Source organism: Ferrovibrio xuzhouensis, from assembly GCF_042648965.1.
GTDB lineage: Bacteria > Pseudomonadota > Alphaproteobacteria > Ferrovibrionales > Ferrovibrionaceae > Ferrovibrio > Ferrovibrio xuzhouensis.
On record NZ_JBHRYJ010000004.1, the window covers coordinates 219526 to 244558 of the forward strand.

Below are 25033 nucleotides of genomic sequence, written 5' to 3' on the forward strand. Positions count from 1 at the left end.
TCCGCAGTCCGGCCCATGGATGGTGCCGGGCTGCCGATGAGGTATTCCGATGCTGTATTTCGCGCCCTGGAAAACTGCTCTGGTGATTCTGGTCACCCTGGCCGGGCTGATCACCGCCGCACCGAATCTCCTGTCCAAGCAGCAGCTCCAGGATCTGCCGTCCTGGCTGCAGCTGCCACAGGTCAACCTCGGTCTCGACCTGCGCGGCGGCTCGCATCTGCTGCTCGAGGTCGATACCAGCTCGGTACTGCGGGATCGCCTCGAGGCGCTGGTGGAAGGCGCCCGCGAGGAACTGCGCAAGGAGCGCATCGGCTATACCAATCTCGGCATTGCCGGCACCAATACCGTGGGCCTCAAGCTGCGCGATCCGTCGCAGGCCGACCGTGCCCGCGAGCTGCTGAACAAGCTGGGCCAGCCGATCCAGGGCGGTGCCTTCAGCCTTGGCGCCACACCGAGCGACATGACCGTCGACATCGCCGCGGATGGCACCGTCCGCATGACGCTGTCCGAAGTGGCGGTGCGTGAGCGCGCCCGTTCGGCTGTGACCCAGTCGATCGAGATCGTCCGCCGCCGTATCGACCAGACCGGCGTCAACGAGCCGACCATCCAGGTGCAGGGTAGCGACCGTATCCTTGTGCAACTGCCCGGCCTCGACGATCCGGAACGCATCGAGCGCCTGCTCGGCACCACAGCGAAGCTGGCCTTCCGCATGCTGGATGCCTCGGCCGATCCGAATTCGCCGCCGCCGCCGGGCGCTGAAATCCTCGAAGGCGACAAGCCGCGCGCCGGCAACGGCCCGGTGCCGAAATACGTGGTCAAGCGCCGCGTCGAAGTCTCCGGCGACGATCTCGTCGATGCCCAGGCCGGCTATGACCAGCGCAGCGGCACGCCGATGGTCAGCTTTCGCTTCGATACCGCCGGTGCCAAGCGCTTTGCCGAGGTGACCCAGCAGAATGTCGGCCAGCCCTTTGCCATCGTGCTCGACAACAAGGTGCTGAGCGCGCCGGTGATCCGCGAGCCGATCCTCGGCGGGTCCGGCCAGATCACCGGCAATTTCTCGGTGGCCGAGGCCAACGATCTCGCCGTGCTGCTGCGGGCCGGCGCGCTGCCGGCGCCGCTGAAGGTGGTGGAGAAGCGGGTGGTCGGTCCTGACCTCGGCGCCGATGCCATCCGTGCCGGCACCATCGCCATCATCATCGGCTTCGTGCTGGTGAACATCTTCATGGTTGGCGTCTATGGCCTGTTCGGCCTGTTCGCGGTGGCGGCCGTCGCGCTCAACCTGATCCTGATCCTCGGCGTGCTGTCGCTGATGCAGGCGACATTGTCGTTGCCGGGCATTGCCGGCATCCTGCTGACCATCGGCATGGCGGTGGATGCCAACGTGCTGATCAACGAGCGCATCCGCGAGGAGGCGCGGCTCGGCAAGTCGCCGGTGGCGTCGCTGGATGCCGGTTTCAACCGGGCCTTCTCGACTATTCTCGACGCGAATCTGACGACCCTGATCGCCATGGGCGTACTGTTCGCGCTGGGCTCCGGCCCGGTGCGCGGTTTCGCCGTGACCATCTCGGTCGGCATTGCCACCTCGATGTTTACCGCCATTACCGTCGTCCGCATGATGATGGTGATGTGGCTGAAGCGGGCCCGCCCCAAGGCTCTGGCCGTTTAGCTGAAGGGGAAAACCGCCATGCGCCGCCTCCGCCTCGTTCCGGAAAAGACCAATATCAAGTTCATGAAGGGCCGCTTCGCCGGCCTGGCGACTTCGGCCTTCCTGTCGATCGCCTCGATCATCATGTTCTTCTATCCCGGCCTCAATTACGGCATCGATTTCAAGGGCGGCATCCTGATGGAAGTCCGCTTCGAGAAGCCGGCCGATTTCCCCGGCCTGCGCGGCAAGCTCGGCGATCTGAACCTGGGCGAAGTGGCGCTGCAGCAGTTTGGCTCGCCGAACGACGTGCTGATCCGCCTGGAAAGCCAGGGCACGGCCGATGAAGCGAACAACAATGCCGCCAACCTGGTGCGCACCGAGCTGGCCAAGAGCTATCCTGGCACCGAAGTCCGCCGCGTCGACGTCGTCGGCGGCAAGATCAGTGCCGAGCTGTTCGAGAGCGGCCTGTTGGCGGTCGGCCTCGCGCTGCTGGCCATCGCGGTCTACATCTGGTTCCGCTTCGAATGGATGTTCGCCTTCGCGGCACTGGTTACCCTGCTGCTCGACATCACCAAGATGATCGGCTTTTTCGCGGTGATGCAGCTGCCGTTCGGCCTGACGGCGGTGGCGGCGATCCTCACCATCATCGGCTATTCGATCAACGACAAGGTCGTGGTCTACGACCGGATGCGCGAGAACCTGCGCCGCTACAAGCAGATGCCGTTGCGCGAGCTGATCGATCTCAGCATCAACGAGACGCTGTCGCGCACCATCTTCACCTCGATGACCACCTTCCTGGCGATGATCCCGCTCGCCTTCATGGGCGGCGAGTCGGTCGAGGTCTTCGCCATGGGCATGCTGTTCGGCATCATCGTCGGCACCTCGTCGTCGATCTTCATCGCGGCGCCGCTGGTGCTGCTGACCGGCGAGAAGTGGCTGCGCCGGGGCAAGGCGGCCGCCGAGGCGGCGGACAAGAAGGCGGCTGCGGCAGCCCAGCAGTCCTGACGCCATGGACCTGCTGCCGCGCATCCCGGTCGACCGCCAGGTCATCAATGCCTATGGGGATGGCGGTTTCCGCATCAACGGCCAGCGCTGGGAACAGCCGATCCTGATCTTCCCGGGCCTCACCGTCGCCTGGGCCGTCGACGGTTTTGCCGGCATGACGGTGGAGTCGCTGCAGCCGGTCTTCGACGCCGATCCGGCCGTCGAACTGCTGCTGGTCGGCTGCGGACCATCGATCGCCTTCCTGCCGAAAGACATTCGCGCCGCGGTGCGCGAACGCGGCGTGGTGATGGAGGCGCTGGATACCGGCGCCGCCTGCCGCACCTACAACCTGCTGATGGGTGAGTCGCGGCGGGTCGCCGCCGCGCTCATTCCGGTCTAGATTCTACCAGGCGCCGCCGTTCTGCTGCGCCACCATGCAGTAGAGCATGGGCAGCGACAGCATGAAGTTGGCGCGCGACCCAAGCATGGCGATCCGTGCCGACTTCGCCTTGGCTGCATCGTCAGCCGGCACGATGCCGAGCGCACGCTTCTGGTTCGGCCAGATGATGAACCAGACATTGGCCGCCATGAACAGGCCGAGCCACATGCCGATGCCGATGGTGCGCGCACCCTCCTGCAACATCAGTGCCTGGTGGCCATAGCCGTTCAGCCCCGACAGCACCAGGCCCGTCACCGGCGTGGCAATGGCGGCCCAGCGGAACCAGAACAGGGCTTCCGGCGCGATGTACTTGCCGATGGCGGGTTTCAGCTCGGCGGGAATTTTCGGCATGGTCGGGATCTGGACCATGTTGAAATACCACAGCAGGCCGATCCACAGGATGCCCGACAGCACGTGCAGCCAGCGGACGAAGAAGCTCCAGAACGTGACGTCGAGGCCGTGGTAGGTGAGCAGGAAGACGATGAAGGCCAGTACCACGCCGGCACCGAGCGCCTTGTACATGTTCTCGAGAATTTTCGTCATGATGGCCGTGTCCTTGTCGGTACTTGTTGTTATTGGCGCGGGTCATGGACGCCCGCAACGGCACTGTGATTCGCGACTGTCAGGCTAGCACGATTCGTGATAGCGACAAGCAGACAACACCCGGTTGCCCGTGAGCCATGACCGAGTCGCCCGATGACCGAGTCGCCTGACGAATACTGCGCCGCCGAGGTCCGCCGCCAGGATCCGGACCGCTGGCTGACCGCCCTGTTCGCGCCGGACGTGCGCCGGCCGGCGCTGCTGGCTCTCTATGCTTTCAATGCCGAAATCGCCCGCGCGCGCGAGGCCGTCAGCCAGCCGATGATCGGGCAGATCCGCCTGCAATGGTGGCGCGAGGCCTGGGAGGGCATCACACAGGACCGGCCGCGCCAGCATCCTGTTGTGCTGGCGCTGCACAGCCATTGCCGGCAGGCCAACCCGGCCGATGTCGCGGCGCTGATCGATGCCCGCGAGCGCGACATGGAGCCGGCGCCGATGGCCGATATGGCCGCCCTGCTGGACTATGCCGAAAAGACATCGGCGCCGCTGATGCGGCTGGCGGCGGCGGCACTCGGTGTCCCGGTGAGCGACGACCTGCAGGCGATGATCCGCCCCGCCGCCACGGCCTATGCACTCGCCGGGCTGCTGCGCGCCACTTCCTTCATGGCCACGCAGGAACGCGTTGTGCTGCCGGCAGACCTGCTGGCGGCGCAGGGCATGCGGCCTGAGGACCTTTATCAGCAGGGAAGCGGGACGCCGGTCTTTTCGGTGATCGCCGCGGTGGCTGCCGAGGCGGAAAGCCTGTTGCAGGAGGCCGGGCGGCAAAGGATTTCTCGTGCTGCCATCCCGGCTGTGCTGCCGGCGCGGCTGGGTCGCGTCTATCTGCGGGCGCTGCGCCGGGCCGGCCATGATCCGGATGCCCCGGCAGCAGCGGTTTCGGCAACGCGCAAGCATGCCGCCCTGCTGGTGGCCTCGGTCACCCGGCGAATCTGATCTAGGCGGCGGCCGCGGCGGCGTGGGTCTGCAGCCAGTCGCCGAAATCGGCACGGGCACGACGGCTTAAGCTACGCTTGCGGTCGTCCTTGCGCACATCGCCGGGCGGCGGCGGGAACAGCCCGAAGTTCACGTTCATCGGCTGGAAGTGTTTCGCATCGGCGCCGCCGGTGATGTGGCTGTGCAGCGCGCCCAGCGCCGTGGTCGGCGGCGGCGGCGCCTGTTCGCGACCCAGACGTTCGGCGGCGGCCATGCGGCCGGCCAGCAGGCCGATGGCGGTGCTCTCTACATAACCCTCGACGCCGGTGACCTGGCCGGCGAAGCGCAGGCGCGGCAGTGCCTTCAGCCGCAGTTGCCCGTCCAGCAGTTTCGGGCTGTTGAGGAAGGTGTTGCGGTGGATGCCGCCGAGGCGGGCGAACTGGGCGTTCTCCAGACCCGGGATCATGCGGAAGACGCGCACCTGTTCGGCGTGCTTCATCTTGGTCTGGAAGCCGACCATGTTGAACAGGGTGCCGAGCTTGTTTTCCATGCGCAGTTGTACCACGGCATAGGGTTTGCGGCCGGTGCGCGGGTCGGTCAGGCCGACCGGCTTCATCGGCCCGAAAGTGAGCGTGCGCGGCCCGCGCTCGGCCATCACCTCGATCGGCAGGCAGCCCTCGAAATAGGGCGTGTTCTTTTCCCACTCCTTGAACTCGGTCTTTTCGGCGGCCAGCAGCGCGGCATGGAATTCGAGGTAGTTCGGCTTCTCGAACGGGCAGTTGATGTAGTCGGCGCCTTCGCCCTGTTCGCCGGCCCCGCCCGGGCCGATCTTGTCATAGCGCGACTGGAACCAGGCCTTGTCCATGTCGATGCTGTCGCGATGCACGATCGGCGCGATGGCATCGAAGAAGGCGAGGCTCTGTTCGCCGGTCAGATCGCGTACGGCTTCGGCCAGGGCGGGAGAAGTCAGCGGCCCGGTGGCGACGATCACTCTGTCCCAGTCGGCCGGCGGCAGCCCGGCGATTTCCTCGCGCTGGATGGTGATCAGTGGATGGCCCTCGATGACTTTCTGTACTTCGGCCGAGAAGACATCGCGATCGACGGCAAGCGCGCCGCCGGCCGGCACCTTGGCGATATCGGCCGCCCGCATGATGACCGAGTCACAGCGCCGCAGTTCCTCGTGCAGCAGGCCGACGGCATTGCTGTCGGCATCGTCCGAGCGGAAGGAATTCGAGCAGACCAGTTCGGCCAGCCCGTCGGTGCTGTGGGCGTCGGTCTTGCGCACCGGGCGCATCTCGTGCAGCACGACAGGCACGCCGGCGCGGGCGAGCTGCCAGGCGGCTTCCGAGCCGGCAAGGCCGCCGCCCACGACATGAACAGGGGGGACGTGGACAGGATCAGTCTGGGTCATTCAGTATCTCCTCGAGCGCCGCGACGCTCTCGGCATTGAGTATCTTCGTCGCCACAGTCTGGCTGAAACCGCGGCGGGCGAGGGCGCCGAGATCCTTCTGGCGCATCTCGCGACGCTGCGTCGGGTCGGCACGATAGGGCCCCAGCTTCCGCCGGCGGGCAAAGGCCACGGCCGCCGGCAGGTCGGAAATAGGCGTTTCCGCCTCGTCCCGCAACCGCTCCAGCGCCGCCTCGATATCCGGCTTGGAAACGCCTTTCACGGCAAGGGTTTGCCGGATACGGGCCAGCGGCTTGCCGGCAGCATAGAGGCTGCGCACCCGGCTTTCGGCGAAAACGCGGTCATTCAGCAGGCCATTGCGCTGCAGCTTGGCCAGCACCTCGCCGATCCATTCCGCCGCTTTGGTCGCTTCCGGCTCGCCATGCTCCTGGATCGAGCGCCGCACCTTGCGGTCCAACACCCGGCGGAGATTCTCCGCCGAGCTGCTGTAACGTTCGAGGTAGAACAGCGCCGCCCGCTCCAGATAGCCCGGTGAAATTTTCTTCGGCTTCTTCCGGGCGGTGGGTGGCATGATGGCGAGGGCGGTCAGCCCAGAACGGCGATGCCGGCCTGGGCGATCTGGGCATCCTGTGCCGAGGTCACGCCGGAGACGCCGACGCCGCCGATGCAGATACCGTCGACGAGGATCGGCTCGCCGCCTTCCAGCAGCACCAGGTCGGGCACCGAGAGGAAGGCATTGCGGCCGTTGCCGACGATGTCTTCCAGATTCTTGGTCGGCTTGCGCGAGAAGGCGGCCGCCTTGGCCTTGCCCTGGCTGATCCAGGTCGACTGCACCGGGGCGCCATCGAGACGCTGGAAATGCAGCAGATGGCCCCCATCATCGGTGATGGCGATGCTGACCTTCCAGTCGTTCTTCTTCGCTTCCGCCTCGGCGGCGGCGGCGATCTTCTGGACGTCGTCGAGGGTCAGTCCCTTACGCGTAATCATGCTGCGTTAACTCCGTTCGTTTTGATCAATCACTCTGCCGCATCGCGACGCTTGCCGTTGCCGGCTTTCTTCGCGGCCGCGGTTTCGCGCTGCGCCGGCGGCTTCAGGTATTCTTTCAGGTACCGGCCAGTATAGCTGGCCGCGACCTTGGCGACGTCTTCCGGCGTGCCCTGGGCAACGACCTGGCCACCGCCATTGCCGCCCTCGGGGCCCATGTCGATGATCCAGTCGGCGGTCTTGATGACCTCAAGGTTATGCTCGATGACGATCATCGTATTGCCGGAATCGACCAGGGTGTGCAGCACCTCGAGCAGCTTGCGGACATCCTCGAAATGCAGGCCGGTGGTCGGCTCGTCGAGGATATACAGCGTGCGGCCGGTCGCCCGCTTGGACAGTTCCTTGGCCAGCTTGACGCGCTGCGCCTCGCCACCCGACAGCGTGGTCGCCGACTGGCCGACCTTGATATAACCAAGCCCGACCTTCTGCAGGGTTTCCAGCTTCTCGCGGATGGTCGGCACCGCCTTGAAGAAGGCGACGCCGTCCTCGACGGTCATATCGAGCACATCGGCGATCGATTTGTCGCGGTAATGGATCTCCAGGGTCTCGCGGTTGTAGCGCTTACCCTTGCAGACGTCGCATTGCACGTAGACGTCGGGCAGGAAGTGCATCTCGATCTTGATCAGGCCGTCGCCCTGGCAGGCCTCGCAGCGGCCGCCCTTGACGTTGAACGAGAAGCGGCCCGGCGCATAACCGCGCGCCTTGGCTTCGGGCAGGCCGGCAAACCAGTCGCGGATCGGGCCAAAGGCGCCGGTATAGGTGGCGGGATTGGAGCGCGGCGTGCGGCCGATCGGCGACTGGTCGATGTCGACGATCTTGTCGAGCCATTCCAGGCCCTCGATGCGGTCATGCAGGCCGGGGATTTCGCGGCTGCCGTTCAGCTTGCGCGACATCGCCTTGTACAGGGTCTCGATGGTCAGGGTCGACTTGCCGCCGCCGGACACGCCGGTGACGCAGGTGAAGATGCCGAGCGGAAATTCCACCGTGATGTCGCGCAGGTTGTTGGCCTTGGCGCCGACCACCCGCAGTGTCTTGTTGGGCTGGCGTTTGCGCCGCTTGGCCGGCACCGGCACCGACCGGACCCCGGTGAGATACTGGCCGGTCACGGACTTCTTGCTGGCCATGATGTCGGCCGGTGTGCCCTCGGCGATGATCTCGCCGCCATGCACGCCGGCGGCCGGGCCCATGTCGATCACGTAATCCGCCGTGCGGATGGCTTCCTCGTCATGCTCGACCACCAGCACGGTGTTGCCGATGTCGCGCAGGTGCACGAGGGTTTCCAGCAGCTTGGCATTGTCGCGCTGGTGCAGGCCGATGGAGGGCTCATCCAGCACATAGAGCACGCCGCTGAGGCCGGAGCCGATCTGCGAGGCCAGCCGGATGCGCTGGCTCTCGCCGCCCGACAGGGTTCCTGACGCACGCGACATGGACAGGTAATCGAGGCCGACATTGACCAGGAAGCCGAGCCGCTCGTTGATTTCCTTGAGGATGCGGGCGGCGATGTCCTTTTCCTTGGGCGACAGCTTCTTGGTCAGCGCGAGGAACCAGTCGCGGGCCGCAAGGATCGAGAGCTCGCTGATCTCGCCGATATGCTTGCCGCTGATCTTGACCGCCAGCGCTTCCTGCTTCAGGCGATGGCCGCCGCAGGTCTCGCAGGCGGTCTGCGACTGGTAGCGCGACAGGTCGTCGCGGATGGTGTCGGATTCGGTCTCGCGCCAGCGCCGCTCCAGGTTGGGCAGCACGCCCTCGAATGGCTTCTTCACCGTGTAGCTGCGCATGCCGTCGTCGTAGGTGATCGGCACGATATCGTCGCCGGAGCCGCCGAGGACGGCATTGCGGATCTTGGCCGGCAGTTCCTTCCACTTGGTCGCCAGCGAGAACTTGTAGAACTTGGCCAGGCCTTCCAGGGTCTGCAGGTAATAGGGCGAGGGGGTGGCGGCGCGTGACCATGGCACGATGGCACCGTCGCGCAGGCTGATGCCACCGTCCGGCACCACCAGCGCGGCATCGAAATACATCTTCGAGCCGAGACCGTCGCAGGTCGGGCAGGCGCCATGCGGGCTGTTGAACGAAAACAGTCGCGGCTCGATTTCCTCGATGGTGAAGCCCGAGACCGGGCAGGCGAACTTGGCCGAGAAGATGGTGCGTTCGTCCTTGTCGGCATTCTCGGCAAAGGCAATGCCGTCGGCGAGACCGAGCGCCGTCTCGATGGAATCAGCCAGCCGGGTCTGGATGCCGTCGCGCACCACCACGCGGTCGACCACCACCTCGATGTCGTGCTTCAGCTTCTTGTTGAGCGCCGGCACCTCGGCGATCTCGTGCAGCTTGCCGTCGACCTTGACGCGCTGGAAGCCGCGCTTCTGCAGGTCCTGCAGTTCCTTGCGGTATTCGCCCTTGCGGCCGCGCACGATCGGCGCCAGCAGGTAGAGGCGGGTACCTTCTGCCATGGCCATCACGCGGTCGACCATCTGGCTGACGGTCTGGCTCTCGATCGGCAGGCCGGTCGCCGGCGAATAGGGGATGCCGATGCGGGCGAACAGCAGGCGCAGGTAATCGTAGATCTCGGTGACGGTGCCGACCGTCGAGCGCGGGTTGCGCGAGGTGGTCTTCTGCTCGATGGAGATCGCCGGGCTGAGGCCGTCGATATGGTCGACATCGGGCTTCTGCATCAGTTCGAGGAACTGCCGCGCATAGGCCGACAGCGATTCGACGTAGCGGCGCTGCCCCTCGGCGTAGATCGTATCGAAAGCCAGCGAGGACTTGCCCGAGCCGCTGAGGCCGGTCAGCACCACCAGCTTGTCGCGGGGGATGTCGACATCGACGTTTTTCAGGTTGTGCTCGCGGGCACCGCGGACCGAAATGAACTTCTGCATGGGTTACGCCGGGTCTGAGGGGAGCCGAATATTGCGCTTTTCGGAGGAGACTTTCATTATACGCCGTCTGGATGATATAAGACCAGTTCGCGAACGGATAGGGGCTAAAAAATGGCTGGAAGTGTCAATAAGGTAATTCTCGTCGGCAATCTGGGCCGCGACCCCGAAATCCGCTCCATGCAGTCGGGCGAGGAGATCGCCCAGCTGTCACTGGCCACCTCGGAAACCTGGCGCGACAAAGCCTCGGGCGAGCGCAAGGAGCGCACCGAGTGGCACAGGGTGGTGATTTTCAACGAGAATCTGGTCAAGGTCGCCAAGCAGTTCCTGAAAAAAGGCTCCAAGGTCTATATCGAGGGCGCGCTGCAGACCCGCAAGTGGACCGACAAGGACGGCGCCGAGAAATACACCACCGAAGTGGTGCTGCAGCGCTTCCGCGGCGAGCTGACCATGCTGGATGGCCGCGGTGAAGGCGGTGGCAGCGGTGCCGGCGGTGGCGATGATTACGGCAGTGGCGGCGGTGGAGGTGGATTCGGCGGCGGTTCGTCGGGTGGCGGCGGCCGCTCCGGTGGTGGCGCGCCGCCGCGTCGTGACGATCTCGACGACGATATCCCGTTCTGAGCCCAGGCCCGTTTTAAGCCAGGCCCGTTCTAAGCCCTCATAAATCCTAGCGCCGGGCTGACAGCCCGGTCAGCCCGCCCAGCACGGCGGCGGCCAGCAGGGCCGTGGTCGGATGCTGTCTGACCAGCGGGGCGATCTGCGCGATCGCCTCGTTGAGGGGATTGACCGGCTCGGGCTTCAGGCGCAGCACGAGGCAGCCGCTCAGGCCAGCCAGCACGAACAGGCAGGCCGCTGCTGCGGCGGCTGCCCAGGGCGCGATCAGCACGGCGCTGAAACCCAGAAACAGCGCCCAGCCCGCCATCAGCAGGCCGGCCAGCATGGCCGCCAGGCCAAACAGGCCGGCGACGGCAGCGACGGCAATCTGCCGCCGCTGCCGCGCCGATGCGGCTGCCTGCAGGCCCTGGAAGGCCAGTGAGGCGAGGTTGAGGCTCATCGCCGCATCAGAAGGCCGGTCAGCAGCGCACCGGCGGCAAACGCCGTCAGCAGCGACGTTCCCGGATGCTCCTTGACCGTATCTTCCACCTTCACGAGGGCTTCATGCCCTCGATCCTTCATGTCGGCCATCATGGCCTGAACGCGGGCCTGCAACTGGCTGAGCTCGGCTTCGGCCAGCGCGCCGCCATCCTGCTTGGCGCGGGTGAGCAGGCTGCCGAGCTGATCGCCGATTTCGGCGACCTGGGCCTGCAGGGTGGCGAGATCGGGGTCAGCCGATGTGCGGGTGGTGGCTCGTGCCATGGTAGTTCTCCTGTCTGTCTGATTCAGTGATTGCGGCGTCAGCGGCGGTGTCAGCCGCCATCGGCCGATTCAAGGCCTTTCAGCCATTCGGCGACCTGGACTTCCGCCTGCTCGTGGATGATCCCGTAATGCTCCTGGATCTTGCCGATCAGGCGCTGGTGATGGCCGTCGATGATGGCGAGGTCATCGTGGGTCAGCTCGCCCCAGCGTTCCTTGATCTTGCCGGCGAACTGGTTCCAGTTGCCGGCCACGCGGTCCCAGGACGGCAGGGCCGCACGCATCTCGGCTTCGGTGGACGCGACTGTGCTGGGCATGGTCATGCCTCCTCAAGCTTGAATTGGGTCAGTGGGCAGCCGGCGCAGGTCAGTTGACCTTCTGGGTCTTCTCCCAGGCGTCGACCTGCTTCTCGGCTTCCGCCTTGGCGATGCCGTAGCGCTCCTGGATCTTGCCGACCAGTTCCTGGCGATGGCCCTTGATGGTGGTCAGGTCATCGTCGGTCAGCTTGCCCCACTGCTGTTTGACCTTGCCGGCGAACTGGTTCCAGTTGCCCTCGATCTTCAGCCAGGTGGCACTTTCGGCATAGGCCGGGGCGGCGATGACCGGCACGGCGGCCAGAATGGCCAGGGCGGATGCGGCAGCAATAGCGATCTTACGCATTATCAAGTCCTCCTAAAATAATGGGTGTCCTGCGAAGTATTCGCCGGCATGGAGGAAGGACTCCAAGAATAAAAAGGAAATCATTCCGCGGAATTCCGGGTGGAATGATTTCCGCCTTGCGCTCCAGTGACTTGTATTTGAGAACCAAGTCGGGGCAATACAATGGAGACGGCATGATCTTCGTGTGATGATGTTGTGGCCGGAATGGGGCAGCCGGCCCGGATGGTCAGGCGCTGGCGGCCTTTTCCTCGGCCTTGGCGCGATCCCAAGCCGCATCCATGGTCGCCAGATCGCAATCCGGCAGATGTTTGCCTTCTGCCTTCAGTATAGCTTCCATCCGGCTGAAGCGTTTCTCGAATTTCCGATTCGCTGCACGAATCCGGTCTTCCGGGTCGAGCTTCAGGTGGCGGGCCAGGTTCGCGACAACAAAGAGAAAATCGCCGAACTCCTCATCGATCGCTTCTGATTTTCCGGATTGGATTTCGTCTTCAAGCTCCTGCAATTCCTCCCTTATCTTGGCAATTACAGGTTTCATGTCCGGCCAGTCGAATCCCACGCGGGCGGCGCGGTTCTGCAGTTTCACCGCCCGGGTCAGGCCGGGCAGGCCGGTGGTCACGCCCGCCAGCACTTCGGAGATTCCACCAGGAGCCGCGGACTTCGCCTGCCGCTCGGCCGCCTTGATGGCCTCCCAGTTGCTGGTCACCGTTTCGGCCTCGCGGGCCTCGACGCTGCCAAAGACATGGGGGTGGCGCCGGATCATCTTGTCGGAAATGGCAGCGGCGACATCGGCAAAGCTGAAATGCCCGGCTTCCTCGGCCATCCGGGCATGGAACACCACCTGCAGCAGCAGGTCGCCGAGTTCGTCCTTCAGGGCCGCCATGTCATTGCGGGCAATGGCATCTTCGACCTCGTAGGCCTCCTCGATGGTATAGGGCGCGATGGTGCTGAAGGTCTGTTCGAGGTCCCAGGGGCAGCCGCCATCGGGATTGCGCAGCCGGGCCATGATGGCGAGCAGGTCGGCCAGGCTGGAAAGATCGGGCTGTGTCATGGCGGGAATCCGGAAGCTGGGGCGACCCAGCCTCGACAGGATCGCCGGAGGCGTCAAGCCGGCGCCGGCCGGCCACGGTAATGCATAATGCATTTGCCTATCTGTTGTGCGGTAACTGGCATTAAACAGTAGGGGAATGTGCTGTTGTGGTGTGGCAATTCAGGCCGAAACCAGCGTCTCGTCTGGGAAACCCACTGCAGCGCAAACCGGGCGTCGCTGGCACAAGAAATGCTTACCATTGCATACATTGTACTGGTATCGTCCGGCCGTGCCTAAATGATAGGCATGATTGGTCCGTTTATTGATGAAGGCTTCCATGTCCCGTCCTCCGTTCGCTTTTACCACCCGCCCCGAGATCAAAGGCAATTTCGGCGTCGTCGCCACCACCCACTGGATCGCCACCTCGGCTGCCATGGGCGTACTGGAGCGCGGCGGCAACGCGTTTGACGCGGCCGTGGTCGCCGGCTTCGTGCTGCATCTGGCCGAGCCGCATCTGAACGGCCCGGGCGGCGATCTGCCGGCGCTGATGTGGAGCGCGGGCAAGCAGAAGGTCGAGGTGCTGTGCGGGCAGGGGCCGGCACCGCAGAAGGCCAGCATCGCGCATTTCCGCTCGCTCGGCCTCGACCTGATCCCCGGCTCCGGCCTGCTGGCGCCCTGCGTGCCCGGTGCCGTCGACGGCTGGCTGCTGATGCTGCGCGACTACGGCACCATCAGCCTCGACGAGGCGCTGGCGCCGGCCATTCATTACGCGCTGCAGGGCTGTCCGCTGGTGCCGCGCGTCATCGACACGATTGCCACGGTGCGCGAGCTGTTCCGCGACGAGTGGAAGACCTCGGCCGCGGTCTGGCTGCCGGGCGGCAACCTGCCGAAGGGCTATGCGCTGTTCCGCCAGGAGAAGCTCGGCGCCACCTACACGAAATTCGCCGAGATCGCCAAGGGTGCCGGCGGTCGCGAGAAGGGCATCGACGCGGTGCGCCAGGTCTGGCGCGAGGGTTTTGTGGCCGAGGCGATCGACAGTTTCTGCCGCAGCACCGAGGCCATGGATGCCTCCGGGCGGCGCCATCGCGGCGTACTCAGCGGCGACGACATGGCGAAGTGGCAGGCCCATGTCGAGGCGCCGCTGACCTATGACTATCACGGCTGGACGGTGGCCAAATGCGGCCCGTGGAGCCAGGGCCCGGCCTTCCTGCAACAGCTCGCCCTGCTCAAGGGTTTCGATCTCTCCGCCATGGAACCGGACGGCCCCGATTTCGTCCATACGGTGACTGAGGCCGCCAAGCTTGCCTTCGCCGACCGCGAGGCCTGGTACGGCGATCCCGATTTCGTCGATGTGCCGATGGATGCCCTGCTGTCCGATGCCTACAACGCCGAGCGCCGCAAGCTGATCGGCGAACAGGCCTCGCTGGAACTGCGGCCCGGCAATCCGGGCGGCGCCGGCGCGAAACTCACCAGCATCAAGGCCGGTGACGCCGGCGGCGCCGGCATCGGCGAGCCGACGGTCGGCCGTCTGGCCGGCAGCGACGGCGCCGTCAGCAAGCGCGGCGTGGCCAGCGGCGATACCTGCCATGTCGACGTGATCGACCGCTGGGGCAACATGGTGGCGGCGACGCCGTCGGGCGGCTGGCTGCAGAGCTCACCGGTGATCCCCGAGCTGGGCTTCGCGCTCGGTACCCGCGCGCAGATGTTCTGGCTCGAAGAGGGCCTGCCGAATTCCCTGCTGCCGGGCAAGCGGCCGCGCACCACCCTGTCGCCGTCGATGGCACTGAAGGACGGCAAGCCCGCCATGGCGTTTGGCACCCCGGGTGGCGACCAGCAGGACCAGTGGTCGCCGCAACTGTTCCTCAAGATCGTGCATCACGGCATGAACCTGCAGGAAGCCATCGATTCCCCGGCCTGGCATTGCGAGCATTTCCCGAGCTCCTTCTATCCGCGGGCGTCCAAGCCCGGCCATCTCGGCCTTGAAGGCCGCTTCCCGAAAGAGACGGTCGAGGCGCTGAAGGCGCGCGGGCACAAGGTCGAGGTTGGCGGCGACTGGTCGGAAGGCCGACTCTGCGCCACGGCCACCGACGAGACGCCGGAAGGCACCATGCTGCGCGCCGGTGCCAATCCGCGCGGCATGCAGGGCTACGCGGTTGGCCGCTGAGGCCGACGGAACGGGGGACGGACGATGACCTGGTCGATCGTCGCGCGCGATCCGGCCGGCGATGCCTGGGGCGTCGCCGTGGCCTCGCGTTTCTTTGCCGTCGGATCGCTGTGCCCGCATGTCCGTCCGGGCGCCGGTGCCCTGTCGACCCAGGCGCTGATCAACCCGACCTACGGTCCGCGCGGACTTGACCTGCTGGCCGGCGGCGCCACGGCATCGGATGTCATTGCCGGGCTGATCACCGGCGACGAGGGCCGGGCGGCGCGGCAGCTTCATGTCGTCGATGCGCAGGGACGGGCTGCCGCCCATACCGGCGCCGACTGCATCGGCTGGTGCGGCCATCGCGGCGGCGAGAATCTTTCCGTGGCCGGCAACATGCTGGCGGGTCCCGAAGTGATCGATGCGACCTGTGAGACGTACCTGAAGATGGCCAGCCTGCCGTTTGCCGAACGCCTGCTGACGGCCATGGAAGCCGGCGAGACCGCCGGCGGCGACAAGCGCGGCAAACAGTCGGCCTGCCTCGTCATCCACACCGGCGAGGCGTATCCCTCCCTGTCGCTGCGGGCCGACGACCATGTCGATCCGCTGGCCGAACTGCGGCGGCTCTACCGCGTCTCGCAGGGGCGCTACGCGGCCTTCATGAGCTTCCTGCCGACCCGCGACAATCCCTGCGGCGTGTTCGACCGTGCCGTCATCGAGGCGGAAGTGCAGCGCCGCGAGGCCATGCTGGCACAGGCAGAGAAGGGGGCGGCCTGATGGCGCTGCTCGAAGTCGATGGCCTGCGCACCCATTTCGCCACCGACGGCGGCGAGTTCCGTGCCGTCGACGGCGTCAGCTTTGCGGTCGATGCCGGCAAGACGCTCGGCATCGTCGGCGAGAGCGGCTGCGGCAAGTCGGTCACCTCGCTGTCGGTGATGGGCCTGCTGCCGGCGCGGATCGCCCGCGTCGCCGGCGGCAGCATCCGCTTCAAGGGCACCGACCTGCTGACGCTCGACGAGGATGCCAAGCGCGACCTGCGCGGCAACCGGCTGGCGATGATCTTTCAGGAGCCGATGACGTCGCTGAACCCGGCTTTCACCATCGGCGACCAGATCATGGAAGGCCTGATCCGGCACAAGAAGCTGAACCGCGAGCAGGCGCGTCAGGCTGCCATCGCCATGCTGCGCCAGGTGCGCATCCCGGCCCCGGAACAGCGCGTCGACGATTATCCGCACCAGTTGTCCGGCGGCATGCGCCAGCGCGCCATGATCGCCATGGCGCTGGCCTGCGGTCCGGAGCTGCTGATTGCCGACGAGCCGACCACCGCGCTCGATGTGACCGTGCAGGCCCAGATTCTCGACCTGCTGCGTGACCTGCAGCGCGATACCGGCGCGGCGATCCTTCTGATCAGCCACGATCTCGGCGTGATCGCCGAAATGGCCGATCATGTGGCCGTGATGTATGCCGGCCGCGTGGTCGAACAGGCCTCGGTCGATGCGCTGTTCGATGCGCCGCAGCATCCCTATACCATCGGCCTGCTGGGCTCGATTCCGCGCCTCGACCAGGATCAGGAAAGGCTGGCGGTGATCGAGGGCAGCGTGCCCGATCCGGCTAGGCCGCCGCCGGGCTGCCGTTTCGAGCCGCGCTGTCCGTTTGCCGACGAGCAATGCCGCGCCGCGCAGCCGGACCTGCGGGACGTTCTGCCTGGCCATGCCGTGGCCTGCTGGAAGGCCCCGCTATGAGCCGTTTGCTGGAAGTGAACGGCCTGACCAAGCGCTTCGTCGCCAAGGCCAACTGGTACGGCCGGCCGATCAGGCATGTCAGCGCGGTCGACGACATCAGCTTCACGCTGGATGCCGGCGAGACGCTGGGACTGGTCGGCGAAAGCGGCTGCGGCAAGTCGACCACCGGCCGGCTGGTGCTGCGCCTGCTCGATCCGAGTGCCGGCAGCATCCGCTATGACGGCCGCGACATCACCGGCATCGAAGGCAGCGCGCTGCGCGACCTGCGCCGCGAGATGCAGCTGGTGTTCCAGGACCCTTACGCTTCGCTCAATCCGCGCATGACCATTGGCGATATCCTGACCGAGCCGCTGATGCTGCACGGCCTTGTGCCGCCGGCCAAGCGCAAGGAACGGGTGGCCGAGCTGCTGCAGATGGTCGGCCTAGCGCCGTTCCATGCCCGGCGCTACCCGCATGAATTCTCCGGCGGTCAGCGCCAGCGCGTCGGCATCGCCCGGGCGCTGGCGGTCGAGCCCAACCTGATCGTCGCCGACGAGGCCGTCTCGGCGCTCGACGTCTCGGTGCAGGCCCAGGTGCTGAACCTGCTGAAAGACCTGCAGGCGAAACTGGGCATCGCGCTGATCTTCATCGCCCATGACCTTGCCGTGGTGCGCCACATCGCCGACCGCATTGCCGTGATGTATCTCGGCCGCATCGTCGAGGTGGCGCCGACACGGCAGCTGTTCGCCACGCCGCGGCATCCCTATACGCGGGCCCTGCTGTCGGCCATCCCGGTGCCGCAGCCGCGTGCCGCCCGCCAGCGCGAGATGCTGACGGGCGACGTGCCGAGCCCGATCGATCCGCCGCCCGGCTGTCGCTTCCATACGCGCTGTCCCTTCGCCATCGACCGCTGCCGGCAGGAAACGCCGGCGATGCAATCGACGGGCGACGGGCAGGAGGTTGCCTGTCACCGCTGGACCGAGCTGCCGGCCGCCGCACCTCTGCCGGCCACCACGGACAGCGCCGGCGCCGCCCGGCTGGCCCGGCTGCAGGCCCGCTTTGTGCAATCCACCGAAGTTCCACCCTTGTCCCGCTGACCCGGAGGAGAAAGACCTGATGCTACGGAAAACTACCCATGGACTGCTGGCGGCGCTCGCGCTGCTGGTTGCGATGCCCGCCGGCGCGCAGACCCTGCGCTTCGGCCTTGCCGAAGATCCCGATGCCCTCGATCCGGCGCTTGGCCGCACCTTTGTCGGGCGCATCGTCTTTTCGGCGCTGTGTGACAAGCTGGTCGACATCTCGCCCGACCTGAAGGTCGTGCCGCAGCTTGCCACCGCCTGGAGCTGGTCGGCCGACAACAAGGCGCTGACCCTGAAGCTGCGCCCGGGCGTCACTTTCCAGGACGGCGAGAAGTTCGACGCCGAGGCCGTGAAGTTCAATATCGAGCGCTACAAGACCATGCAGGGTTCGCAGCGCCGCGGCGAGCTGTCGGCGGTCACCACCGTCGATGTGGTCGATCCGCTGACCGTTCGCATCAACACCACGGCGCCGTTCGCGCCGCTGCTGGCGACCCTGACCGACCGTTCCGGCATGATGGTTTCGCCCAAGGCTGCCAAGGCGCTGGGCGACAAGTTCGCCACCGCGCCGGTCTGCTCGGGCCCGTTCAAGTTCGTCGAGCGTGTTGCCCAGGACCGTATCGTGCTGGAGAAGTATGACGGCTACTGGGACAAGGCCAATATCCACTTCCAGAAGATCGAGTTCCGGCCGTTCATCGATGCCACCGTTCGTCTTGCCAACCTGCGCTCGGGCCAGCTCGATATGCTGGAGCGTCTGGCGGCGACCGATGCGCCGTCGGTGCAGAAGGACAAGACCCTGAAGTTCGGGTCGATCACCGAGATCGGCTATTACGGTATCGACATCAACATCGGCCATGGCGAAAAGGCGAAGTCGGCGATCGGGTCGAACCCGAAGATCCGCGAGGCCTTCGAGCTGTCGCTCGACCGCAACGGCATCAACAAGGCGGTCTTCGACGGTCTGGCGACTCCAGGCAACCAGTGGGTCGCGCCGACCAATCCAAATTACGTGAAGGCCTTCCCGGTCCCGAAGCGTGATGTCGCCAAGGCCAAGGCGCTACTGAAGGAAGCCGGCAATCCCCATCCGGTGGTCAACCTGGTCACGCCGACCACGACCGATGCGCGCAACATCGCCCAGGTCGTGCAGGCGATGGCCAAGGATGCCGGCTTTGACGTGCGTATCCAGGCGACCGAATTCGCCACCTCGCTGAACATGGCGGACAAGGGGGATTTCGAGGCCTATATCCTGGCGTGGAGCGGCCGGCCCGATCCGGACGGCAATCTCTACAGCTTCTACGCCTGCAAAGCGCCGCTGAACTATCCGGGCACCTGCAACCCGGCGCTGGACGAGGCGCTGAAGGATTCCCGCCTGACCACCAATCTGGCCGATCGTCAGAAGGCCTGGGAACGTGCGGCCGGGATCATCATGGCCGAACGCCCGATCATCTACCTGCTGCACCGCAAGTGGATGTGGGCCTATAACGCCAAGCTGACCGGCTTCAAGGAATATCCTGACGGCCTGGTCCGCTTCCAGGGCATGAAGCTGTAACCGTCACGTAACAGGGAAGGGCGGGCCGCCGGTTTCAGCGGCCCGTCCGTTTTCAGATGACCCGATTTCTGCTGCGCCGTTTTGCCATCATCATCCCGACGCTGATCTTCGTTTCGATGATCATCTTCGGGCTGCAGCAGCTGTTGCCCGGCGACCCCGCCCTCGCCATGGCTGGCGAGGAACATGATCCCGTGGCCATCGCGCAGATTCGCGAGAAATACAATCTCAACAAGCCACTGCCGGTGCGCTACTGGCTGTGGATTTCCGGCGTGGTACGCGGCGATTTCGGCGAATCGATCCGCATCCAGATGCCGGTCAGCCAGCTGCTGGCCGACAAGCTGCCGGTCACGCTGGAACTGGCCGTGCTGGCCATGCTGATCGCGCTGCTGATCGGCCTGCCGGCCGGCATGATCTCCGCGCTCTATAACGGTCGATGGCCGGACTACCTCGCCAATGTGATTGGCCTCTGGGGCCTGTCGACCCCGAATTTCTGGCTCGGCATCATGATGATCCTGCTGTTCTCCGTGCATCTCGGCTGGCTGCCGGCGTCCGGCTATGTCAGCCCAGCGCAAGACCTGCTCGGCAACCTCGAGGCGATGGTCATGCCGGCCTTCGTGCTGGGCACGGCGATTGCCGCCGTGATGATGCGGCATACCCGCAGCGCCATGCTGCAGGTGCTGTCCAGCGACTATATCCGCACGGCGCGGGCGAAAGGCCTGTTCGAGCGCGTGGTGATCGGCAAGCATGCCTTGCGCAATGCCGCCGTGCCGGTGATCACGCTCGGCGCGCTGGAATTCGGCCAGCTTCTGTCCGGCGCGGTGCTGACCGAACAGATTTTCTCGGTGCCGGGCTTCGGCAAGCTGATCGTCGATGCCGTGTTCAACCGCGACTATGCGGTCGTGCAAGGCGTCGTGCTCTGCACGGCGACGGCCTACATCGTGCTGAACCTGCTGGCCGACATTGCCTATTTCCTGGTGAACCCGAGGCTGCGCGCATGACCGCCGCCGCTGCCAACGAAACCGCCACCGCGGTCCGCGCCGAAACCGAAGAGAGCCCGGCGCGCCGTGCCTTCCGCCGCCTGCTGAAGCGGCGCAGCGCCGTGATCGGCCTGATCGTCGTGCTGCTGTTCATTGCGGTGGCGGTGCTGGCCGATGTCGTCTCGCCCTACGATCCGACCGAGGCCGACTGGGGCGCCCTGCGTGCCGCGCCGACCCTAGCGCATCCGTTCGGCGGCGACGAGCTCGGCCGCGACGTGCTGTCGCGGGTGATCTACGGTGCGCGGGCCTCGCTGCTGGCCGGCGTGATTTCGGTGGCGCTGGCGCTGCTGCTCGGCATTCCGATCGGCCTGCTGTCGGGCTATGCCGGCGGGCTGGTCGACGGCCTGATCATGCGGCTGACCGACGCCATGCTGGCGGTACCCTTCCTGATCCTCGCCATCGCGCTGGCCGCCTTCCTGGGCCCGAGCCTCAGCAACGCGATGATCGCCATCGGCCTGTCGGCGACGCCGATCTTCATCCGGCTGACCCGGGCGCAGGTGCAGGCGGTGAAGGTGGAGGATTACGTCGAGGCGGCGCGCGCCATGGGCAATCCGCCGCTGCGGATCGCGCTGCGCCATATCCTGCCGAATATCTGGCCGGCCCTGCTGGTGCAGGCGACGCTCACCATCGCATCCGCCATCATCGCCGAGGCCAGCCTGTCGTTCCTCGGTCTCGGCCAGCAGCCGCCGGCGCCGAGCTGGGGCAGCATGCTGAACACGGCGAAGGATTTCCTCGAGCAGGCACCGTGGATGGCGGTCTATCCCGGCATCTCGATCTTTCTGGTCGTGCTGTCGTTCAACCTGTTCGGCGACGGCCTGCGCGACGCCCTCGACCCGCGGCACCGGGGCTGACAGGGCGGCCTGCAGATTGCGGGCTGTCCCGGTTATTTACCGGTGCGCCCGGGACGACGCACAGCTCTCACCTTGCCGCTGTTGCCGCCGCCGCAGAAAAAGCGGTCGCTGCCGTCCGATTCCAGACCGGAGACCGCGGTGCCGGCTGGCATGTCGAGACAGTCCAGCACTTGGCCGGTCTGCGGATCAATCAGGCGCAGGTCGCTCTCATCGCCTTCCCAGGTGCCATGCCACAGCTGGCCATCGACCCAGGTGACGCCGGTGACAAAGCGGTTGGATTCTATGGTCCGCAGGATCTTGCCCGTTTCGGGATCGATCTGGTGGATCTTGCGATCGCGGTGCTGGCCCACCCACAGGCAGCCTTCTGCCCAGGCCATGCCGGAATCGCCGCCGCCGCCCGGCGCCGGGATCGCGGCAAGCACGCGGCCGGTTTCCGGGTCAATCTTCAGTATTTTGCTCTCGGCAATCTGGAACAGGTGCCGGCCGTCAAAGGCCGTGCCGGCGTGGGCGGCGATATCGATGGCGCGCGTCAGCTCTCCGCTGTCGGGATCGAAGGCCTGCAGCCTGTCACCGGCGGCGAGCCAGACATGCTGTCCGTCGTAGCTGACGCCACCGACCTGTTCGATGCCGGGGAAGGGGCCGTATTCGCGGATGATTTCTGCTTTCGATCTGGTCATGGCGCCATCCTAGCCGGCCGGCAGCGGAGCAGGGAGTAACAATATCGTCGTGAATGCCGGCACCGGCGGCATCATCCAGCGGCGCGCCCGCCCGCGGCCGGTGGCCTGCACCTTGCCGTCTGCCGCGAGTGCATCGAGCGCGCGCTGTACGCTGCGCTGGCTGGTGCCCAGTGCCAGGGCCAGCGCCGAGCTCGACCAGGATTCGCCGTCGGCGAGGAAGGCCAGCACGGCCGCATGCGGTTCCTCGACCGGGCGGGCCAGCACGACGACTTCGCGGGCCTGGCGCGGCGTCAGAATGAAGCCGTCCGGCGTGGCGCTGATGCCGGCCAGCGGCCGTATGCTCGCGCGCAACCGCCCGATCTCGACCCGCAGCCGGGCGCGATGCGATTCATCGGCATGCCGGCCGCCAAAAGCCCGGGCAATCAGCAGGTCTCGCGCTGCATCTTGCGGCCAGGCTTCGGCCAGCACACGGGCCAGGGCGAACAGGACGGGGCGCCCCAGCAGCGAAACCACGGCCTGCCGCTGGCGGACCACATACCGGCAGGCATCGACGATGAGGGCCTTGGAAGCCAGCAGCGTTTCCACCTGCTCCAGCAGCAACGGGCGTTCCCTGCCGCGATCGATGCGCCGCGCCGCGGGTGCGTCCAGCAGGCGGGTGGTACTTTCGACCTCGGCGACGAGTGCAGGAATGCCGGCCTGCTGCGCGGCACGTCTGGCGCGGGCCAGCGCCGCGCGGGCCGGTTTGGTGCGAATGCGCCGCATGGCTATTCCGGCGACCACCAGTTCGTGGGCGGCACGCGAGGCCGACGGGAAAGGGGCGGGATCGAGCCGGGCCAGCAATCGCTCGGCATCTTCCAGCCGGCCGATCAGCAGCAGGCGGCGGATCTCGAGATAGCGCGCATGCGCTGCATTCAGCCGGTCGCCATGGCTTTCCAGTGTCGACCGTGCCGCATCGAGCGCTTTCGCATCCCAGCCCAGCTCGCGCGATGCCAGGGCGATTTCGGCCTCGGCCACGATGCAGCGGGCGCGCGCCACCGCTTCTTTCACGCCAAAGCGGCGCGCCGCACTCCGCATCAGGGTTTTTGCCCGCGCGAAATCGCCCAACTGCGCCATGGCAATGCCGCGCAGGGCGAGGGCAGGCGCATCGTCGCGCAGGGCGACGCGATTCAATGCGCCGAGCGGGTCACCGGCCGCCAGTGCGCGGGCTGCTGCCGTGATCAGAGAGTCCATGCGAATCCCGACACACTTGTCACTCCCGCCATCCGGTTTCCCGATCCTAGTCTAACCCTCGACTGCCAGCCAGAACGTCGTGACAGGACGGCCGGGCGGCAGAACACAGGCAGCAGAACACAGGCAATGGAGAGATACGATGACTGCACATATGACCGCAACGCGTGAGGAATGGCTGGCCGCACGCACCAGGCTGCTCGAGGAGGAAAAGGACCTGACGCGGCGCAGCGACGCGCTGGCGCAGCAACGCCAGGCGCTGCCCTGGGTCCGGGTCGACAAGGGCTATCGGTTCGAGACCGAGCAGGGGCAGGTATCACTGGCGGATCTGTTCCAGGGGCGCTCGCAGCTGCTGGTCTACCACTTCATGTTCGGCCCCGACTACAAGGCAGGCTGCCCGTCCTGCTCGATGATTGCCGATGGTTTCGATGGCTTCGCCATGCATCTGGCGAACCACGATGTGACGCTGACGGCCGTATCGCGGGCACCGCTGGCAAAGCTGCTGGCCTATCGCAAGCGGATGGGCTGGTCATTCCCCTGGGCGTCGTCGCAGGGCGGCGACTTCAACTTCGACTTCAACGTCTCGTTCACCGAACAGCAGCAGCGCGACGGCACCATCGAATACAACTTCCGCAGTGGTGGCCCCAAGATGGCCACGAATGCGTTTCCGGCAGCCGTCACCCAGTTCGCGGCGACCTGTGGCACTGATGCGGCCACCTACACGCGGGACCGGCCTGGCATAAGCACCTTCGTGCTCGAAGACGGTGTGATCTATCACACCTATTCGACCTATGCCCGCGGGCTGGACGGCCTGTGGGGTGCCTATCAGTGGCTCGACCGCGCGCCCAAGGGGCGCAACGAACAGGGCATCTGGTGGCGCCGCCATGACGAGTACGAGGCTCCGGCGAAAGCTGCCGGCGCGTCGTGCTGCGGCTGAGCCGCGAACGGCCCTGACGTAGCCAGAGGGCGGGAGGTCCGCAGGCCATGATTTCTGAACGGGTCTCCCGACTGGCTTTCCCCGGCATTCTGCTGCTGCTGTTCGCCTGCAGCGCAACAGCGACGGCCGTCTGGTGCATGTCCATGTCGGACATGGGCGCGGTGCCGATGCCGGGCGGCTGGTCGATGGCGATGGCATGGCTGCCGATGTGCGGTCAGACCTGGACCGGCGCCGCGGCGGCGTTCACCGGTATGTGGTTGGTGATGATGGTCGCGATGATGCTGCCGTCCCTGGTGCCGATGCTGCGGCGGTATCGCTCGACGGTGACCGGCGGGTCGGGCAAGGGGCGTCCGGGCTGGCTGACGACTCTGGTGGGTGCCGGCTATTTTCTCGTCTGGGGCCTGGCCGGCCTGGTGGTGTTTCCGCTGGGGGCGGGACTGGCGGACATGCTGATGCGGTTTCCGGCGCTGGCGCAGGCCGGTCCGCTGGCCACAGGCCTCGTGGTGCTGGGGGCCGGCGTGCAGCAGTTCTCCGCCTGGAAGGTCCGTCAGCTTGCGTGCTGCCGGCAGGCCGAACGAGTGTCCGGGTCGGCCGGTGCGGCGTGGCGGCACGGGTTGCGTCTCGGTCTGCGCTGCGTGCGCTGCTGCATCGGTCCGACCGCGATCCTGCTGGTGCTGGGCGTCATGGACCTGTGGGTGATGGCCATCGTCGCGGTCGCCATCAGTCTTGAACGGCTTGCCGCGAACGGCGAACACCTTGCCCGGGTCACCGGGGCGGCCGCTGTTGCAACGGGGGTGTTTCTGGTCGCGCAGGCCGTGGTGCAGGGCTTTTAGGCGGCCTTAAAATTTTCCATTGCCCGACGAGTTGAATTTCTTT

General features: G+C 66.1%; 26 protein-coding genes. 14 read left to right on the top strand and 12 right to left on the bottom strand.

Annotated features, from left to right (window positions below; translation table 11 throughout):
• The first annotated feature begins 49 nt into the window (after positions 1–49).
• The 3 genes from secD to ACFOOQ_RS17670 are packed head-to-tail and all read left to right on the top strand — an operon-like array spanning position 50 to position 3029.
• Complete coding sequence (secD, locus tag ACFOOQ_RS17660) at positions 50–1666, top strand: protein translocase subunit SecD (RefSeq protein WP_379728924.1); 1617 nt, start codon at positions 50–52, stop codon at positions 1664–1666.
• 18 nt (positions 1667–1684) lie between these two features.
• On the top strand, positions 1685–2650 hold the full coding sequence (secF, locus tag ACFOOQ_RS17665; RefSeq protein ID WP_379728925.1) for a protein translocase subunit SecF: 966 nt from the start codon (positions 1685–1687) through the stop codon (positions 2648–2650).
• Between the two features lie 4 nt (positions 2651–2654).
• Complete coding sequence (locus ACFOOQ_RS17670; RefSeq protein WP_379728926.1) at positions 2655–3029, top strand: Mth938-like domain-containing protein; 375 nt, start codon at positions 2655–2657, stop codon at positions 3027–3029.
• A gap of 3 nt (positions 3030–3032) precedes the next feature.
• Here the strand turns inward: ACFOOQ_RS17670 and ACFOOQ_RS17675 are convergent, their stop codons facing one another.
• The gene (locus ACFOOQ_RS17675) at positions 3033–3611 is read right to left on the bottom strand and encodes a urate hydroxylase PuuD (RefSeq protein ID WP_379728927.1); all 579 of its coding nucleotides are present in this window, start codon (positions 3609–3611) and stop codon (positions 3033–3035) included.
• A gap of 153 nt (positions 3612–3764) precedes the next feature.
• On the opposite strand from ACFOOQ_RS17675, the gene ACFOOQ_RS17680 reads away from it, so the two are divergent.
• Entirely contained in the window at positions 3765–4601 is an 837-nt protein-coding gene (locus tag ACFOOQ_RS17680) for a phytoene/squalene synthase family protein (RefSeq protein ID WP_379728928.1), read from the top strand.
• 1 nt (position 4602) lies between these two features.
• On the opposite strand, the gene trmFO is transcribed toward ACFOOQ_RS17680, so the two are convergent.
• Genes trmFO through uvrA form a run of 4 tightly spaced genes read right to left on the bottom strand, consistent with a single transcriptional unit; the run spans position 4603 to position 9905 of the window.
• Complete coding sequence (trmFO, locus tag ACFOOQ_RS17685; protein ID WP_379728930.1) at positions 4603–5991, bottom strand: methylenetetrahydrofolate--tRNA-(uracil(54)-C(5))-methyltransferase (FADH(2)-oxidizing) TrmFO; 1389 nt, start codon at positions 5989–5991, stop codon at positions 4603–4605.
• On the bottom strand, positions 5978–6559 hold the full coding sequence (locus ACFOOQ_RS17690) for a regulatory protein RecX (RefSeq protein ID WP_379728931.1): 582 nt from the start codon (positions 6557–6559) through the stop codon (positions 5978–5980). The genes trmFO and ACFOOQ_RS17690 overlap by 14 nt, the downstream gene beginning before the upstream one ends.
• A gap of 14 nt (positions 6560–6573) precedes the next feature.
• Complete coding sequence (locus ACFOOQ_RS17695; protein ID WP_379728932.1) at positions 6574–6975, bottom strand: GlcG/HbpS family heme-binding protein; 402 nt, start codon at positions 6973–6975, stop codon at positions 6574–6576.
• Between the two features lie 29 nt (positions 6976–7004).
• Positions 7005–9905: an excinuclease ABC subunit UvrA gene (gene uvrA, locus ACFOOQ_RS17700; protein ID WP_379728933.1), complete on the bottom strand. Its 2901-nt coding sequence runs from the start codon at positions 9903–9905 to the stop codon at positions 7005–7007.
• Positions 9906–10016: 111 nt separating this feature from the next.
• Between uvrA and ssb the strand changes: the two genes are divergently transcribed.
• The gene (gene ssb / locus ACFOOQ_RS17705) at positions 10017–10523 is read left to right on the top strand and encodes a single-stranded DNA-binding protein (RefSeq protein WP_379728934.1); all 507 of its coding nucleotides are present in this window, start codon (positions 10017–10019) and stop codon (positions 10521–10523) included.
• A gap of 46 nt (positions 10524–10569) precedes the next feature.
• On the opposite strand, the gene ACFOOQ_RS17710 is transcribed toward ssb, so the two are convergent.
• From ACFOOQ_RS17710 to mazG, 5 genes are all read right to left on the bottom strand, one after another.
• Positions 10570–10956: a hypothetical protein gene (locus ACFOOQ_RS17710; RefSeq protein WP_379728935.1), complete on the bottom strand. Its 387-nt coding sequence runs from the start codon at positions 10954–10956 to the stop codon at positions 10570–10572.
• Positions 10953–11258, bottom strand: coding sequence for a DUF883 family protein (locus tag ACFOOQ_RS17715; RefSeq protein ID WP_379728936.1), 306 nt, complete (start codon positions 11256–11258; stop codon positions 10953–10955). Before ACFOOQ_RS17715 ends, ACFOOQ_RS17710 begins: the two co-directional genes overlap by 4 nt.
• Positions 11259–11308: 50 nt before the next feature.
• Complete coding sequence (locus tag ACFOOQ_RS17720) at positions 11309–11572, bottom strand: CsbD family protein (protein ID WP_379728937.1); 264 nt, start codon at positions 11570–11572, stop codon at positions 11309–11311.
• Positions 11573–11621: 49 nt separating this feature from the next.
• Positions 11622–11915 carry a CsbD family protein gene (locus ACFOOQ_RS17725; RefSeq protein ID WP_449265818.1) on the bottom strand — a complete coding sequence of 98 codons (294 nt, stop codon included), beginning with the start codon at positions 11913–11915 and terminating at the stop codon, positions 11622–11624.
• 226 nt (positions 11916–12141) lie between these two features.
• Complete coding sequence (mazG, locus tag ACFOOQ_RS17730; protein WP_379728938.1) at positions 12142–12963, bottom strand: nucleoside triphosphate pyrophosphohydrolase; 822 nt, start codon at positions 12961–12963, stop codon at positions 12142–12144.
• Positions 12964–13279: 316 nt separating this feature from the next.
• Between mazG and ACFOOQ_RS17735 the strand changes: the two genes are divergently transcribed.
• Genes ACFOOQ_RS17735 through ACFOOQ_RS17765 form a run of 7 tightly spaced genes read left to right on the top strand, consistent with a single transcriptional unit; the run spans position 13280 to position 21316 of the window.
• Entirely contained in the window at positions 13280–15106 is a 1827-nt protein-coding gene (locus ACFOOQ_RS17735; protein WP_379728939.1) for a gamma-glutamyltransferase family protein, read from the top strand.
• A 24-nt stretch (positions 15107–15130) separates the two neighbouring features.
• Positions 15131–15862, top strand: a complete 732-nt coding sequence (locus ACFOOQ_RS17740) for a DUF1028 domain-containing protein (RefSeq protein ID WP_379728940.1) — start codon at positions 15131–15133, stop codon at positions 15860–15862.
• Positions 15862–16827, top strand: a complete 966-nt coding sequence (locus tag ACFOOQ_RS17745; protein ID WP_379728941.1) for an ABC transporter ATP-binding protein — start codon at positions 15862–15864, stop codon at positions 16825–16827. The genes ACFOOQ_RS17740 and ACFOOQ_RS17745 overlap by 1 nt, the downstream gene beginning before the upstream one ends.
• A complete protein-coding gene (locus ACFOOQ_RS17750; protein ID WP_379728942.1) occupies positions 16824–17903 on the top strand; it encodes an ABC transporter ATP-binding protein in 1080 nt (359 codons plus the stop codon). The genes ACFOOQ_RS17745 and ACFOOQ_RS17750 overlap by 4 nt, the downstream gene beginning before the upstream one ends.
• Positions 17904–17922: 19 nt before the next feature.
• Entirely contained in the window at positions 17923–19428 is a 1506-nt protein-coding gene (locus ACFOOQ_RS17755; protein ID WP_379728943.1) for an ABC transporter substrate-binding protein, read from the top strand.
• Positions 19429–19484: 56 nt separating this feature from the next.
• A complete protein-coding gene (locus ACFOOQ_RS17760; RefSeq protein ID WP_379728944.1) occupies positions 19485–20426 on the top strand; it encodes an ABC transporter permease in 942 nt (313 codons plus the stop codon).
• Entirely contained in the window at positions 20423–21316 is an 894-nt protein-coding gene (locus ACFOOQ_RS17765) for an ABC transporter permease (protein WP_379728945.1), read from the top strand. Before ACFOOQ_RS17760 ends, ACFOOQ_RS17765 begins: the two co-directional genes overlap by 4 nt.
• Before the next feature lie 32 nt (positions 21317–21348).
• Here ACFOOQ_RS17765 and ACFOOQ_RS17770 read toward each other — a convergent pair whose 3' ends face one another.
• Positions 21349–21993 (bottom strand): Vgb family protein, encoded by a 645-nt coding sequence (locus tag ACFOOQ_RS17770; protein ID WP_379728946.1) that lies wholly within the window; start codon positions 21991–21993, stop codon positions 21349–21351.
• A gap of 9 nt (positions 21994–22002) precedes the next feature.
• A complete protein-coding gene (locus ACFOOQ_RS17775; RefSeq protein ID WP_379728947.1) occupies positions 22003–23223 on the bottom strand; it encodes a hypothetical protein in 1221 nt (406 codons plus the stop codon).
• A 151-nt stretch (positions 23224–23374) separates the two neighbouring features.
• Here ACFOOQ_RS17775 and ACFOOQ_RS17780 point away from each other — a divergent pair, with 151 nt between their 5' ends.
• Together ACFOOQ_RS17780 and ACFOOQ_RS17785 are read left to right on the top strand one after the other, a co-directional pair.
• Positions 23375–24157, top strand: coding sequence for a DUF899 domain-containing protein (locus ACFOOQ_RS17780; RefSeq protein ID WP_379728948.1), 783 nt, complete (start codon positions 23375–23377; stop codon positions 24155–24157).
• A gap of 47 nt (positions 24158–24204) precedes the next feature.
• Complete coding sequence (locus ACFOOQ_RS17785; protein WP_379728949.1) at positions 24205–24990, top strand: DUF2182 domain-containing protein; 786 nt, start codon at positions 24205–24207, stop codon at positions 24988–24990.
• The last annotated feature ends 43 nt before the right edge of the window (positions 24991–25033 follow it).